This window comes from Curtobacterium flaccumfaciens, assembly GCF_051548005.1.
Lineage (GTDB): Bacteria > Actinomycetota > Actinomycetes > Actinomycetales > Microbacteriaceae > Curtobacterium.
In genome coordinates this window covers 1-14413 of the sequence record NZ_JBPUGH010000083.1, presented here as the reverse complement: position 1 = coordinate 14413, position 14413 = coordinate 1, and the positions used below count along the sequence as shown (strand labels likewise).

The following is a 14413-nucleotide window of genomic DNA, read 5'->3' as shown; positions in this document are numbered from 1 at the left end:
GACTGCCGCAGCCCGCCTACCCGAGCGGCTCGACCCCGTAGCTGGTGACCACCGCACGCAGCTCGTCGAGGTAGGTCTGCGCCTGCACGGTGAGCGGCACCGAGGCGTGGGCGATCCAGCCGATCTCGATGCGCTCGTCGACGTCGAGGGGGATGGCGACGATCTCGGGGTCGAGGTCGTCGCTGATCAGCCCGGTGGAGATCGTGTAGCCGCCGAGGCCGATCATGAGGTTGAAGATCGTCGCCCGGTCCGACACCCGGATCTCGCGCTTGCTCGACATCGTCGAGAGGATCTCCTCGGCGAGGTAGAAGGAGTTGTTGGCGCCCTGGTCGAACGTGAGGCGCGGCAGGTCGGCGAGGTCCTCGAGGGTCGCGCGCTCGCGTGCGGCGATCGGGTTCCTTCGGGCCACGAAGATGTGCGGCTGCGCGACGAACAGCGGGGTGAACACGACGCCGGCGTCCCGGAAGAGCTTGCCGAGCACCTGCCGGTTGAAGTCGTTGCGGTAGAGGATGCCGACCTCGCTGCGGAGCGTGCGGACGTCCTCGATGATGTCCCACGTGCGCGTCTCGCGGAGGGAGAACTCGTACTCGTCCGCTGCCGCCCCCTCCACCATGCGGACGAAGGCCTCGACCGCGAACGAGTAGTGCTGCGCGCTCACCCCCAGCAGCCGACGTGATGCCTGGCGGCCGACGTACCGCTGCTCGAGGAGGGACACCTGCTCGACGACCTGCCGGGCGTACCCGAGGAACTCGACACCGTCGACGGTGAGCACGACACCGCGGGCAGATCTCGTGAAGAGCGGCCGGCCGATGCGCGTCTCGAGGTCCTTCATCGCCGCGGACATCGTCGGCTGCGACACGTAGAGCAAGTCGGCCGCTGCGCTGATCGAGCCCTCGGAGGCGACCTCGATGAAGTACCGCAGCTGCTGCAGGGTGATGTCGTTCGCGACCCGTGCCATAGGCAGAGGCTATACCACCGCATAGCGTCTCCGTATTACCTGATGACCCTCCGTTCCCGTCATGATCGAGGGACCCCCTTCCCAGTGCCTCCGGGCCGCGCAGCAAACGGATGGCTCACCATGACGGACGACCTCACCTTCGGCATCACCAGGACCCGGTTCGACGAGGACTACTCCCCCTCGGACAGCTCCCGGTTGACGACGAACTTCGCGAACCTGGCGCGCGGTGAGCACCGACAGCAGAACCTCCGCAACGCGCTGTCGCTGATCAACGGGCGGCTGAACGAGCTGGCCGACGCTGCTGAGTCGTCTGCCGCGTCGAGCGCGACCGGTGCCCGCTACCGTGTCGAGCTCGACATCGTGTCGGTGTCGATGGAGTTCGTCGACGAGGGTGCTGCGGAGCGCTTCCCGCTGCTCGAGATGCTCGACGTCACGATCGTCGACCAGCACACCGGCGAGCGCCACCAGGGCATCCTCGGCAACAACTTCTCGTCGTACCTGCGCGACTACGACTTCTCGGTGCTGCTGCCGTCATCGCGGGGGCTGCCGTCCGACTTCGGCGTGCTGCACGGTGTCCTCTTCCAGCGGTTCCTCTCGTCGTCGGCGTTCCAGGACGGGTTCGACGCCGAGCCCGTCGTCTGCATCAGCGTCTCGACGAGCCAGACCTACCGGCAGACCGGGTTCGTCCACCCGGTCCTCGGCGCCGAGTACGACCACGAGCACTCCTCGCTCACCGACGACTACTTCGGTCGCATGGGCATGCGTGTCCGGTACTTCCAGCCCGCCGGAGCCTCGGCCCCGCTCGCGTTCTACTCGCGCGGCGAACTCACCGCTGGCTACTCGGACCTGCAGCTCATCGGCACCATCGCCACGATGGAGACGTTCCAGAAGATCTACCGCCCGGAGATCTACAACGCGAACACCCCCGCCGGAGCGACCTACCGCCCGACCCTGGACCACACGGACTTCACGGTGCCGCCGGTCACGTACGACCGGGAGGAGCGCAGCCGCCTCGGCGTCACCCAGGGTCGGTGGACCGAGGAGCACCTCGTGACACCGCACCGCGCGCTCCTCTCGCGGTGGGCTGACTCCGCCTTCGCCACTGTTCCCTCCGCCTGACCGACAGGACTCGCACCCGTATGAGCACCATCCTCCCCACCTCGATCGTCGGCAGCCTGCCGAAGCCGTCCTGGCTCGCCGAGCCCGAGAAGCTCTGGTCTCCCTGGCTGCTGGAGGGCGACGCCCTGGCCGAGGGCAAGCAGGACGCACTCCGGGCCGCCGTGCACGAGCAGGAGCAGCGCGGCATCGAGATCGTCAGCGACGGCGAGCAGACGCGGCAGCACTTCGTCACGACGTTCATCGAGCACCTCGACGGCATCGACCAGCAGCGCAAGGAGACCGTCCGGATCCGGGACCGCTACGACGCCGCGGTCCCCACGGTCGTCGGCGCCGTGAGCCGCCCCGCCCCGGTGTTCGTCGAGGACGCGAGGTTCCTGCGCGCCCAGACCGACCGGCCGATCAAGTGGGCACTCCCCGGCCCGATGACCATGATCGACACGCTGTCCGACCAGCACTACAAGTCACGCGAGAAGCTGGCTTGGGAGTTCGCCACGATCCTCAACGAGGAAGCCCGGGAACTCGAAGCCGCCGGCGTCGACATCATCCAGTTCGACGAGCCCGCGTTCACCGTGTTCCACGACGAGGTGCAGGACTGGGGCGTCGCCGCACTCGAGCGCGCTGCCGAGGGCCTGCGCACCGCCGAGACCGCCGTCCACATCTGCTACGGGTACGGCATCGAGGCCAACAACAAGTGGAAGGAGACGCTCGGCGCCGAGTGGCGGCAGTACGAGCAGTCGTTCCCGCTCCTGCAGCAGTCCTCGATCGACATCGTCTCGCTCGAGTGCATCCACTCCCACGTGCCGCTCGACCTCGTGGAGCTCATCCGGGGGAAGAAGGTCATGCTCGGCGCGATCGACGTCGCCACCGAGACCGTGGAGACGCCCGAGGAGGTCGCCGAGGTGCTGCGGCGAGCGCTGGAGTTCGTCGACGCGGACAAGCTCATCCCGAGCTCGAACTGCGGGATGGCGCCGCTGGCGCGGGGTGCGGCGCTCACGAAGCTCGGGGCGCTGTCCGCTGGCGCGGACATCGTGCGGGCCGAGCTCGTCGGCGCGGCGGTTCCGGCGGGGCGTTAGTCCGTCGCATCACGGTCGTCGCGTCGGCCGGGTGGTCGGCTCGCGATGCGGCCTGGAGGCGCAGCTGACGTCCGGCGCTGACGTCGCGCTGGTGCGCGGCACCCCGTCAGCTTGACCGCGCGCGGTCAGATGAACACGAGCGTGGTGAGCAGCGCGAGCAACGCCAGGGCCGACGTCATCGCCGTAGCGACGATCGTCGACACCCGCGACCACCCCGGTCCACGGGTGTCGCGCCAGGCCAGTACGACACACACCACGGCGATCAGGGTCAACGGCACCACGACGAACAGGTCGCCGATCCGGGTGAGTTCGACGAACGCCCGGGTGCTGCCCGCCGAGCCTTGGCTCGCGGCGTAGATGAGCCCGTTGCCGACGAGCGCGAGGAACCCGAGCATCGCCCCGAGCGCGGCAGCGGCGAAGCCGACCGACGCGGCGACGATCCCGCCGACCGCCCACCAGGATCCTCGGCGCAGCGCAGGCGGCTGTGCGGCCCACGTCGGCCCCGGACCGCCCGCTCCCCACTGCTGCATGCGTCGAGCCTGCCACACGGCGGACCGCCGCCAAGCCGCCCTGGACGCGACCAGCACGACGGACGGGAGGCGCGGTCCTGGTCAGACCGCGCCTCCCGTCCGTCATCGCAACCAGCGCGACGCCGGCGACTCAGGGGCGGAAGACCGCCCGGACACACCCGTCGGTCTTCTCCTTGAACATCGCGTAGCCCGCCGGCCCCTCCTCGAGCGGCATCACATGCGTCGCGAGGTGCTCGGTGACGATCTCGTCCCGCGCCATCCGCTCGAGGAGCATCGGGATGTACCGATGCCCGTGCTGCTGCGCGGAGCGGAGGGTGAGGCCCTTGTTCATCACCGCCCCCAACGGGAACTTGTCGACGAACCCGCCGAACACCCCCAGCACGAAGAGGCTGCCGCCCTTGCGCGCGGCGAAGACCGCCTCCCGGACGGCCGTCGGCCGGTCGGTCTGCAGCCGGAGCTGCTGCTTCAGCTGGTCGTAGGCGAAGTCCGGGCCGTCGCGGTGTGCCTCCATCCCGACGGCCTCGATGCACACGTCCGGGCCTCGGCCACCGGTGAGCTCGCGGAGCTCCGCCGTCACCTCGCTCGTCTCGTAGTTCATCGTCTCCGCGCCGATCACCTGCTCGACCTGGCTCAGCCGCTCCTGGAACCGATCGATCACGATGACGCGCTCGGCACCGAGGAGCAGCGCGCCGCGCGCGGCCATCTGCCCGACGCCCCCGGCACCCCACACCGCGACGGTGTCGCCGGGTTGCACACCGCCGAGGTCCGCTCCCATCCAGCCCGTCGGGGCGGCGTCGGACGCGAAGAGCGCCCGCTCGTCACTGACCCCCTCCGGAACGTGGAAAGCGTCCTGGTCCGCGTAGGGGACGCGGATGTACTCGGCGTGGCTCCCGGCCCAGCCGCCGAGCGCGTGGGAGTAGCCGTAGCAGCCGCCGGGAGCCTGACCCCACAGCATCTCGGGGATCCCGGCGTTCGGGTTGCCGTTGTCGCAGAGCGAAGTCAGCCCGTTCTTGCAGTACCAGCACTTCCCGCAGCTGATGAACGAGCAGACGACCACCCGGTCGCCGACCCGGTGCTTCGTGACGGCCGATCCGACCTCGACGACCTCGCCGATGAACTCGTGTCCGAGCACGTCCCCGGCCCGCATCGTCGGGACGTACCCGCCGAGCAGGTGCAGGTCGGACCCGCAGGAGGTGCTCAGCGTCACCTTGACGATGATGTCCTGGGCGTTGAGGATCCCCGGATCGTCGACGGTCTCCACGGAGAGTTCGTTCACTCCGGTCCAGCACAGCGCCCTCACAGCACACCCTCGCCCTTCGCATCGTCCTCCGCCGCGTCGACCGCGCCGCCGAGCAGCGTGGTGGGTCGTTCGCCGTGCGGCCTCGGCGTCGCCTGCAGGACCTCGCCGGTCTCGAACACCTGCTTCGCGTCGCGCAACGCTGTGCGCAGCGTCTTCCCCGGATCGTCGTCGCCCGAGCCGTCGGCGCCCTCGCGGATCCGGGCGTGGACCTCGAAGCCCTTGTCGCCCGGTGCCGGTTCGAGGCGGATCTCGAGCGATCCCGCCACCCGCTCCAACGGCTCCGGGTACCGGCCGCCGCTCCGGAAGTCGTCGACGTCGCCGAGCACGGTGACGGCTTTCCACCCCTGCGGGTGCGGTGCGTCGCCGTCCGAGTCTCGGTGCTCCTTCACCAGCGAGCGGGCGACGAGGCCCGCGGCCACACCGGCGACCCCGATCCCGACCGCGGCTGCTGCCTTCCCGTCCATGGTCAGGCCGCCTTCCCGGGCTTGAGGACGACCTTCGTCCAGCCGTCGTCCCGGTTGTCGAAGTGCTCGTACGCGTCGGGCGCCTGGTCGAGCGGCAGCTCGTGGCTGACGATGAAGGACGGCGACGCCTTGCCCGCCGCGATGAGGTCGCGGAGCTGGCGGTTGTACTTCTTGACCGGCGCCTGGCCGGTGCCCATGGTCTGCCCCTTGAACCAGTGCAGCCCCATGTCGAACGCGATCTGGCCCTGCTTCGCGAGCTCGTCCGAGGCACCAGGGTCCTTCGGCACGTAGACACCGACCGTGCCGATCCTCCCGGTGAACCGCACCGACTGCACGAGTCGGTTGAGGGTGAGGTTCGGCTGCTCGTCCCCGCTGGGCTCGTGCGCCTGGTAGCCGACGCACTCGCACCCGTTGTCCGCGCCGAGCCCCATCGTCTCGTCGAGCACCGCCTGCACGGGGTCCACCTCGGAGTCGTCGATGGCGATCGCCCCGATGGACTCCGCGAGTCGGAGCCGATCGGGGTGCCGGTCCACGACCATGACCTTGCTCGCGCCCTTGATGGTGGCTGACAGGGCAGCCATCAGACCGACCGGTCCGGCACCGTAGATGACGGTCTGGTCGCCCGGCTTCACCTCGGCCAGCTCGGTCGCGTGGAACCCCGTCGGGAAGATGTCGGCCAGCATCACGTAGTCGGAGGACTTCTCCTCTGCGTCCTCGCCGAGACGGAGACAGTTGAAGTCGCCCCACGGGACCCGCAGCAGCTCGGCTTGACCACCGGCCCACGGCCCCATGTCGGCGAACCCGTAGGCCGCGCCGGCCCACTCCGGCACCGGCTGGGCGGTGAGGCAGTAGTTGGTCAGCCCCCGCTCGCAGTTCTTGCAGTGCCCGCACGCGACGTTGAACGGCAGGACGACGTGGTCCCCGACCTGCACCTTGTCGACCCCGTCGCCGACCTCGATCACCTCGCCCATGTTCTCGTGCCCGAACCAGCGTCCGGTCTCGAAGCTCGTGCGCCCCTCGTACATGTGGAGGTCGGATCCGCAGATGTTCGTCGTCGTGATCCGGACCAGGACGTCGGTCGGCCGCTCGATCCGCGCATCCGGGACGTCCTGCACGGATACCTTCTGCGGCCCCTCGTACACGACTGCTCTCATGGTGTCTTCCCTCCGGTTCCTGCCTGGTCTGTGCGCGGCCGGTCGGCCACGCGCCTGGTCTGCGCTCGGTCGGCTGGCCTCGCACCGCTGCGCTCGACCGGCTGGCCTCGCGCCCCCTCCATGTCACGACGCCGGGCGAGCAGCCGCCATTGGCAGGAATGCCCACGCGCAATCCAGACATCGAGCGCTCCCTGCTGACGGCACGGTGGTACCTCTCGAATGACGGGACGCTCCCGTGCCCGCCACCGACCACGAAGGCAACCGAGACCGTGCCCCCAACCGCAGCACCGCAGATCGCCGAGACGGCCGTGCGCGGCGTCGACCCGGTGCGGACCCTCGGAGCCGCGGCAGCGCTCGTCGACGGCGCGTGGGCCGGAGTGGTGCTGCTGCTCGAGCACGGGGTCGCGCGTCTCCCGGGCCTGTCCGACGACGCGTTCCTGCGGCCCGGATCGGCGCTCGTCGCCGCCGCGAGGGACGTCATCGGCGACGGCGCGAACCACACGTCGTTCCTCTGGCCCCGCACGCGTGCCGCAACGCAGGACGACTTCGTGCGGGTGACCGTGACGGCGTGCGAGCGCAGCATGGACACCGTCGCCTGCGGTGTCGTCGTCCTCTCGCCCGCCACCGGGCTGCGCGGCTTGACGCCGCGCGAACTGGAGGTGCTCGGTCACCTCGTCGAGGGATGCTCCAACGCCGAGATCGCCCGTGCACTCGCGGTCACTCCTCGGACCGTCGCCGCGCACGTCGAACACATCCTGCTCAAGTTGAACGCCACGTCGCGGACGCTCGCGGCCGTCCGGGCCGAACGTGCCGGGCTGTACATCCCGCTCACCGCCGCCGGGCTCCTGTGACGGGGCAGGAAGGAATCGCGATGTCCCACCTCTCGGTGCAAGCGGGTGTCGCCGTCGCCGTCGGCCTCGTCATCGCGTCGGCCGCCGTGGTCCTCGGCGTGCCCGACCTGGCCCTGCTGCTCGGATGGGTGGGGGGCGCCGCGGTCTTCCTGGTCTGGGCGTGGTCACGAGCCTGGCCCGCCGACCCGGACACGACCCGGTCACTCGCGCGCCACGAGGAGCGGTCGCGGAAGCTCGTCGATTCCCTCATCATCACCGCCACCCTGCTCAGCGTGGTCCTGGTGGTCTTCGGGCTCGTGCGCAGCCAGCAGAAGGACCCCGTCGGATCGGCGGCTGCGATCCTCGCGGTCGTCGGGGTCGTGGCCGCCTGGGCGCTCATCAACACGGTCTTCGCCTTCAAGTACGCCCGGATGTACTACCTCGACGACCGACACCGCTTCGACTTCGACCAGGACGAGGATCCGGCGTACAGCGACTTCGCGTTCACGGCCTTCTCCATCGGGATGTCGTACAGCGCGAGCAGCATCACCAAGTCGTCCACCCCGTCGCGTCGGGTCGCGATGGGTCACGCGCTCCTGTCCTACTTCTTCGGGACCTTCGTCGTCGCCGTCGCGATCAACCTCATCACGAGCCTCACGCAGGGTGGGTGAGCCGGTAGGCCACCGCTGCGGCTGCTGCCGCATCCTCGCCCCGGACTGGAGGCGCGGCTCCTCTCCGCCTGACCCGTCACGTCGGCAGCCCTGTCGCGTCCTCCGCTGACGGCGGCTGACCGCCGAACGCTCACGTCGCCCGCGAAGCTCCAGGCACACGGCGTTGACTCCACCCATGATCTCGAAGAGCGACATCCACCAGGTCGAGAGCGCGACGGTGCGTGATCGCGACGGCGCAACGGTCGGCAAGGTGACACAGGTGTTCCCCTCCGACGAGGACGGCAGCGCCGCCTACGTCAGCGTGTCGACGGGCCTGCTCGGGAGGCACCACGCGCTCGTCCCGGTCGAGGACGCCACCTTCGACGGCACGGACCTGCACGTCGGGTACACGAAGGACGCGATCAAGGACGCGCCCTCCGTCGGGCCCGGCCACACCCTGTCCCCCGCCGAGGCGAACGCCGTCCGCAAGCACTTCGGGCTCTCCGCCGTGGGCGCAGCGACCGGCGACATGGGCGACCCGCACGAGAACCTCGACCAGGCCGGCACGGGTCCAGCAGGCTCCGACGACACCGAGGGCGCAGGAACGACCCCGCCGGCGTGAACGGCGACGACATCCGACGCTCTTCTGCGCGTCGGCGTATCGACAGTCGATCGGCCAGCGAGACGTGGGCGAGCAAGTCGATGCCCGTGTCCGGCATCGTGATCGGGCACCTCAGTTCGGCTGTGCTGCAAAATGGACGACGGTCGCAGCGAGTGCGAACAGGCCGACGATGGTGAGGATCGCTGCTACTCCAGTGATCCACGCGCGACGACGGGCACGTCGGCGGCGCTCAGCAACCGACGCCCACAGCGCGATGCTGACGACAGCCGCGATCGGGAAGCCGATGTAGGCGATCGATCCGGCGGTGTCGTTGCACCCTCCGTCTCCGCACGCGTCGAAGGCGAACATCGACAGCAGGACGCCGAACCAGCCGACAGCGAGCAACGGCAGGCTCAGACCGAACAGCGTCAGGGTGACTGCAAGATCCGTCCAGCCCGGAGGAGGCTGGGGCAAGAGCCTGCGGCGGTCAGGAGGCCCAAGCGGAAAGAGGTCGTCGTTGTCGTGCTGCATCATGGCGACAGTGTGCCGGACCTCGTTCACGGACGCACCGCGCCGTGGCGGGACTACCAGTCCCTCCGCGTTGCCGCTCAGTGGCTCGAACGGTCGGAGAGAACGTCCGGTGCCCTAGCCTTGCGTCGTGGTTGCTGGAATCCAGTTCTATGCGTCGGACGATGATGTGGAATTGTTCCTCGACCATGTCGGTGAAGGACGAACGGCAGCGATCTGGCAGTGGCCATTCGTGGTGCTCGAACCGGTGAGTCTCAGTCGCGAGGAGGCGTCGGCGCAGCGGGCGGTCATCGTCCTCTCCGAGGAGCTCGGACCACCGGTTGTGCTGCATCGCGATGACCCGGCGCTTCGGGAGGGTTCTGTCACGGCGGTCGTGTCGACGCTTAACTTCCAGCAGTTCGACCCCGCCGAAGGGGTGGGACTGGTACACCCTGACCGCTCACCTGTCCTCTTTTGGCGTCCCGGACGCGTTGGTGACAGCGAGATGACCGCCCACAGCATCGGCTCCCAGGCGCAATCGATGCGAGCAGTCTCACCGGACTACGAGCGTTGGGTCGTGCGGCTGATGGGGTGGGTCCGACGGCGTGGGACGAAGGTCTGGGGACTCGAGATGGGCGCTGTTCGGCCGGACCTCGACATCAAGGTCAGCACGGTGAGTGCGATCTACGCTCTGCCCGGGGCGCTTCGCCTCCTCGAGGGTGGAGTGACGGGGCTGGGGTCTCCGTAGTGAGTAGGGCGAGCGTGTAGATCTCGAGTGGATGACCCAAACGCCGAGTGCGAAAGCTTCGACTCATTGGTGGAACGCAAGCGAGGCCTGAGCGCTGCTGTCTGGTGGGCATTCTCTTGCCGGAACGCCGAGCACTCGGCTTTGGCGTTCATTCGATACGGTCAGGAACGTGGGTCTTCTCCTCCTTGCAGTCGGAGTGGTGATTTCTATCGCCTGGGGCTGCGCTCTCGTACTTTTTCCGGGCCCGATCGCCCGCTCTGCGCGGAGGATCCAAGGAGATTTCTGGGGAGGCCAGTTCACTCCGGAGCTGACGCGGTTCATCGGGTGCGGATTCATCTTCGGAGGCCTTGTCGCAGCAGTAACGCTGGTCGTCGGACTTCTCAGGCACTGACACGTCAGGTGTCTGCTCGAGGATCGGCGGCCGGACGCTTCTTCGGGTACGTTGCGGTCGGTGCAGATCGTCGAGGGTGTTTGTGTTTGGTGGAGCGACGACGAGGGCTGGGGCGCCCTTCGGTCGACGGCGCTCGAGTCCGACGTCTTCGCGCATTTCTCCGAGCTCGATGGGCCTGGCTTCCTCTCGCTTCGGCCAGCCCAGACCGTGCGGTTCGAGGTCGAGCCCTACCCCAGCGGACAGGACGGGTACTTCTACCGAGCGCGCAGCGTTTCGAGGATTTGATCAGTAGCCGATCGATGATCCTAGGGTCTACAGGCCCTTACGCTTGTTCGTTTCCCAGTAGCCGAGCACCACGTCGTCGCCCTCCGGGAGCTCTCGTTCGACGAGCAGCAACAGACGTCGTCCTTGGCGTTCGTGGGAGCGCGCAGCCGTGTCGGTCGGCCAGCCGCTCTCGACGCCGTAGTTCTCGTTGAAGTCGCGGGCCCACTCGAGGATCGCCCGCTCGAGTCGGGGCGAGAACGACGGCGTGCCCGCGTCGCAGAGTCCATCGTCGCGCCACAGCGGCCAGTCGACGCCGTACTCGTTCATCAACCGATAGCGCACTCCCGCAGGATCGCGCAGGAGGCGAGCCGATGTCCGATAGCCGATAGCCGATAGCCGACAGCCGATAGCCGATAGCCGATAGCCGATAGGCCATCGGACGCTTGGCTTGCTTCAAGCAGCATCGAGAGCTTCCCGTTCCGGGGCTGCAAAAATGGCACTGTGCCCCTTCGCTCCCTCGAGACTCTCGACGACGCGACGTTTGACGCCACCGCTGCATGCGTCGCTGACGGGCAGCTGGTTCTGCACGGTTGGATCATCGAGCACGACACGAGCGTCGGCACTGCTCGACTGCCCGTCACTCTGACCGTGGCCGACGCGGTGGAAGTCGTCGTCGACAGTACCGACGGGACAGGCGACCTCGTACTCGAGAGCATCGACATCACCGCGACCACGGTGACGCTCCGGGGCGCCATCCCGTGCACGGTGGTGGTGACCACCGCTGTGCTGGGCGAAGTGCTGATCGACGTCGGCTCGACGCCGATCGCGGTCCGCCGCTGGGGGCGGTGGCGGCCGTGGGACGGATCAGCGCCGGTACTCCTGGACTTCCATGCCGTCTCGAAGCGCCTCCGCAAGACCGCCTGCCCCGCGTGCACGCACCCGTGGGACGAGCATCCCGGCGAATGGAGCGCAACGGGCACGACGTGCGGTGAGTGCGAATACGAGTTCGAGCACGGCGAGCTACCGCCGGACCGGTCGATCTGCACGGCGCACATTCCCCGCCACCTCATCGAGCCAGGACTCTCGCCTCTGTGACCAGGACGCTCATTGCCGGGACAGATGCGCTGGCCGTCTCGATAGCGGAGCGGCTATCGGCCCGCGAGAGACTCAGGCTGCCGTGTTCACCTCGAGCGCTGAGAGCTTCTTACTGACCTCGGCACGGCTCATGAAACCGATCCCGCCGCGCCCGCGCGGCATGACGACAATGCGGACGGTACCGATCCCGCACTCGATCTCGATCCCGCCCTTGATGCGCGGCGTCGCTGCGAAGACACCCTCATTCACGTCGAAGTCGATCGCACGCGCGGAAGAACAGGACGTGGTGACGTCGATCGACCGCGTCCGAGTCTGGACACGCACGCTACTTGCGGTGAGACCGATGAGCACGACGTTGCGGACCAAGTACGACGCCGGCAGGCCGAAGGCGACACGGCCCGACTTCGTCAGGAAACCAAGAAGCTGTAGGGATGCAGGGTCGGCGAGCTCGGGGGCCCGGGCACGTCGTTCGAGCACTCCGACGAAAGCCGCCAGGATGCCGAAGTAGATTCCGAGAAACACCAGTGCTCCGCCCAGCGACCACAGGAGTCCGACCACGTCGCCACTGTTGCCGAGTGTTCCGGCAACACCGAGTGCGATCCCCGCGAACGCCAGGGCGAGTTCGGTCGGGAATCTGCGTCGGTGCGTACTCACGTTTGCCGACACTAGTTTTCGCCGGTTCAGCTGAAAAGACCCGCGACGTCCGCGGGTCGGAACGCGATCAGTTCGAAGGTGCCCGTTTGCCAAACCTTCACCAATCGGAACCAGGCGTGCCGGGCCGCGATGGTTGAGCTGCCCGGTCCGCTGGCACGGCGGCGTGGTTCCATGGCTATCGGCGGGGCCCAAGGCCGATCGCGACGCGATGCGAAGCGAAAAGAGGAGCTTGAGTTGTCTGATGAACGGCCAGATGAGCGGTCAACCTCGATGAGAACACCGGGCCCCGCGATACGTCCCTGGTGGAGAATCTCCGACAACTCGGCCGTGATGTGGCCGCTTGCATACCTCGGGGCTCTGATCTGGCTCGGCATTGCGCTGACCAGGCGCAGCCCACTGGACTTCGCCGTGATCGGCGTCTGGTGCGCACCGGGGACCTTCGGGTTGGCGGTGAGCCTTACACGGGCTCGTCGTCGTGAGAGTGAGCAGGCTGCCGGCACAGAATCTGGCGCAGACAGGCTGGACGGGCCGCGCTCCGACCTCGAGTAGATGTGCCCTGACAGACTGCGGTAGTGCCCGGTGCGGACATCGAAGCCGACGACCGGCAGCGGATCGGCTATCGAACGCGCTGGTTGTGCTGGCCACGGCGTTCCCGAGCCTGCTGCCGGGCGACGCGCGGCCCCAGCGCGATCAAGATTGTCCCGGCAAGAGCGACGGCGACGGTCGCAGCGAGCAGCGGCGGCCAGGGCGTGAAGTCCGTGGCTGCCGCCATGACCGTCAGAACCATCAGGGCCGCCGTGAGCGGGCCGACGGTCCACGCCGTCCAGATTCGGTACCGACGCATCATTGCCCCATGCTGCTCTCGCTTCTCGGAGGGGGATCGGCGTGCGGACACTCCTTGCCGTTTCGCTTGCGGATGATCCCGCGGACGATGCCGTAGACCATCACGGCCCCGATTAGGGGCAGGGCAATCCACATCCCTGATGCACCCGCAGCAAACATGAGCAGAGGCCATGCCGAGCGCTGGTTCGTGTGTGTCGGATAGGCGATCGGCCATCGAAACGCTAATTGGAGCTTGCTCGTAAGGAGGCTAATGCGCATTCGCCCTTTGACTCTCACGCTCCTGATCCTGCTGGCAGGATGCGGATTCGGGCTCTTCGTGTTGCCACCGGGAGTGCCGACGAAAATCGTAGGAGCGGCATGCGTCATCATGGCGTTCATGGTGCTGATCTTTTCGGAACGAGCTGGTCGGTCAGGACGCTGACAGCACGGGGGTGTTCCCAGTGCCCGCCAATCCATCGGTTGCCGGGACTGTCGGTGCAATTCAGTCGGTGCCGGTGCTCGTGGTCGGTGGTTCGTTGCCAGCGACGTCAGCGAGGCCTCGGAGGTACTGCCCGCCTCGCTCGATGGCCGCGACGCGCCGGATGCGGTAGCCGAGCGGCCGGTCTTTCCACTCGCCGCTGGGCCGGACCTCCCAGAGGTAGAGCCAGTGACGGCTGATTTCGTCGACAATGCCAACCCACAGCGCGTCAGGCCGACGGTCTTTCTGCACCGCGATCAGCGAGCCGTCGGCGCCGAACGCCTTCAGGACGTCCCGGGTTCGGTCGAGACCGACATCGACACCAACGAGCCAGTCCGGGTCGCGTGGCGGCCACTCCGGACGGAGTCGGGCTGCTTGCGACTCGAAGGACCGGTCGAGCTGTGCTTGTCTGAGGTCAGTGAGTCTGAACGCGACGTGGCCATCGAAGAATCCGCCTTCCGCGACCCGGGCCAGGAGGACCCACTTGGCTCCGAGTGCGAGAACGTAGCCGCTGTACCGAGCGTCAGGCTCGGAGCGGCGTCGCAGCACCATGAGCTGTTCTCGGGACGCCTGATCGAGCAGGGCGCGAAGGTCCGACTGACGCACCGGATCAGCGTGCCACAGCAGACCGCAGTCCGTCTCGGTAAGCGATCCTTGGTTTCAGCCGGTCGTTGCAACACCACCGTGAATCGGAGTGCTGCAGATGGGATCGAGGCTGGAACACCGTGCTCGAGAGGCGCGGTTCTGGGAGCTATTGAGACAGGGCCTCGGGCGG

The 14413-nt window shown here is 68.0% G+C and carries 17 protein-coding genes; 8 read left to right on the top strand and 9 right to left on the bottom strand.

The window, feature by feature from the left end:
• Positions 1-16: 16 nt before the first annotated feature.
• Complete coding sequence (locus tag ACSW7Y_RS10850) at positions 17-958, bottom strand: LysR family transcriptional regulator (protein WP_438126297.1); 942 nt, start codon at positions 956-958, stop codon at positions 17-19.
• A 120-nt stretch (positions 959-1078) separates the two neighbouring features.
• Here ACSW7Y_RS10850 and ACSW7Y_RS10845 point away from each other — a divergent pair, with 120 nt between their 5' ends.
• Together ACSW7Y_RS10845 and ACSW7Y_RS10840 are read left to right on the top strand one after the other, a co-directional pair.
• On the top strand, positions 1079-2077 hold the full coding sequence (locus ACSW7Y_RS10845; RefSeq protein WP_438126296.1) for a putative oxygenase MesX: 999 nt from the start codon (positions 1079-1081) through the stop codon (positions 2075-2077).
• 20 nt (positions 2078-2097) lie between these two features.
• Positions 2098-3150: a methionine synthase gene (locus ACSW7Y_RS10840; RefSeq protein ID WP_438126295.1), complete on the top strand. Its 1053-nt coding sequence runs from the start codon at positions 2098-2100 to the stop codon at positions 3148-3150.
• A gap of 125 nt (positions 3151-3275) precedes the next feature.
• On the opposite strand, the gene ACSW7Y_RS10835 is transcribed toward ACSW7Y_RS10840, so the two are convergent.
• The 4 genes from ACSW7Y_RS10835 to ACSW7Y_RS10820 all read right to left on the bottom strand — a co-directional run bounded on the left by ACSW7Y_RS10835 (position 3276) and on the right by ACSW7Y_RS10820 (position 6598).
• Complete coding sequence (locus tag ACSW7Y_RS10835) at positions 3276-3680, bottom strand: hypothetical protein (protein WP_438126294.1); 405 nt, start codon at positions 3678-3680, stop codon at positions 3276-3278.
• Between the two features lie 130 nt (positions 3681-3810).
• Entirely contained in the window at positions 3811-4941 is a 1131-nt protein-coding gene (locus tag ACSW7Y_RS10830) for a zinc-dependent alcohol dehydrogenase (protein WP_438126293.1), read from the bottom strand.
• A gap of 35 nt (positions 4942-4976) precedes the next feature.
• Positions 4977-5444, bottom strand: a complete 468-nt coding sequence (locus ACSW7Y_RS10825; protein WP_438126292.1) for a hypothetical protein — start codon at positions 5442-5444, stop codon at positions 4977-4979.
• A gap of 2 nt (positions 5445-5446) precedes the next feature.
• Positions 5447-6598 (bottom strand): glutathione-independent formaldehyde dehydrogenase, encoded by a 1152-nt coding sequence (locus ACSW7Y_RS10820; RefSeq protein ID WP_438126291.1) that lies wholly within the window; start codon positions 6596-6598, stop codon positions 5447-5449.
• Positions 6599-6867: 269 nt separating this feature from the next.
• On the opposite strand from ACSW7Y_RS10820, the gene ACSW7Y_RS10815 reads away from it, so the two are divergent.
• From ACSW7Y_RS10815 to ACSW7Y_RS10805, 3 genes are all read left to right on the top strand, one after another.
• Positions 6868-7449, top strand: a complete 582-nt coding sequence (locus tag ACSW7Y_RS10815) for a response regulator transcription factor (protein ID WP_438126290.1) — start codon at positions 6868-6870, stop codon at positions 7447-7449.
• A gap of 20 nt (positions 7450-7469) precedes the next feature.
• Positions 7470-8099: a DUF1345 domain-containing protein gene (locus ACSW7Y_RS10810; RefSeq protein ID WP_438126289.1), complete on the top strand. Its 630-nt coding sequence runs from the start codon at positions 7470-7472 to the stop codon at positions 8097-8099.
• 175 nt (positions 8100-8274) lie between these two features.
• Complete coding sequence (locus ACSW7Y_RS10805; protein ID WP_438126288.1) at positions 8275-8700, top strand: PRC-barrel domain-containing protein; 426 nt, start codon at positions 8275-8277, stop codon at positions 8698-8700.
• Positions 8701-8811: 111 nt separating this feature from the next.
• Here ACSW7Y_RS10805 and ACSW7Y_RS10800 read toward each other — a convergent pair whose 3' ends face one another.
• Complete coding sequence (locus ACSW7Y_RS10800) at positions 8812-9213, bottom strand: hypothetical protein (RefSeq protein ID WP_438126287.1); 402 nt, start codon at positions 9211-9213, stop codon at positions 8812-8814.
• Between the two features lie 124 nt (positions 9214-9337).
• Here ACSW7Y_RS10800 and ACSW7Y_RS10795 point away from each other — a divergent pair, with 124 nt between their 5' ends.
• Positions 9338-9934, top strand: coding sequence for a hypothetical protein (locus ACSW7Y_RS10795; RefSeq protein WP_438126286.1), 597 nt, complete (start codon positions 9338-9340; stop codon positions 9932-9934).
• A gap of 451 nt (positions 9935-10385) precedes the next feature.
• Positions 10386-10610, top strand: coding sequence for a cold-shock protein (locus ACSW7Y_RS10790; RefSeq protein ID WP_438126285.1), 225 nt, complete (start codon positions 10386-10388; stop codon positions 10608-10610).
• 27 nt (positions 10611-10637) lie between these two features.
• Here the strand turns inward: ACSW7Y_RS10790 and ACSW7Y_RS10785 are convergent, their stop codons facing one another.
• Entirely contained in the window at positions 10638-10916 is a 279-nt protein-coding gene (locus tag ACSW7Y_RS10785) for a hypothetical protein (RefSeq protein WP_438126284.1), read from the bottom strand.
• A 174-nt stretch (positions 10917-11090) separates the two neighbouring features.
• Between ACSW7Y_RS10785 and ACSW7Y_RS10780 the strand changes: the two genes are divergently transcribed.
• Positions 11091-11684 (top strand): hypothetical protein, encoded by a 594-nt coding sequence (locus ACSW7Y_RS10780; protein WP_438126283.1) that lies wholly within the window; start codon positions 11091-11093, stop codon positions 11682-11684.
• Positions 11685-11756: 72 nt separating this feature from the next.
• Here ACSW7Y_RS10780 and ACSW7Y_RS10775 read toward each other — a convergent pair whose 3' ends face one another.
• Positions 11757-12338 carry a hypothetical protein gene (locus ACSW7Y_RS10775; protein WP_438126282.1) on the bottom strand — a complete coding sequence of 194 codons (582 nt, stop codon included), beginning with the start codon at positions 12336-12338 and terminating at the stop codon, positions 11757-11759.
• Positions 12339-13662: 1324 nt separating this feature from the next.
• Complete coding sequence (locus ACSW7Y_RS10770) at positions 13663-14244, bottom strand: hypothetical protein (protein WP_438126281.1); 582 nt, start codon at positions 14242-14244, stop codon at positions 13663-13665.
• Between the last annotated feature and the right edge of the window lie 169 nt (positions 14245-14413).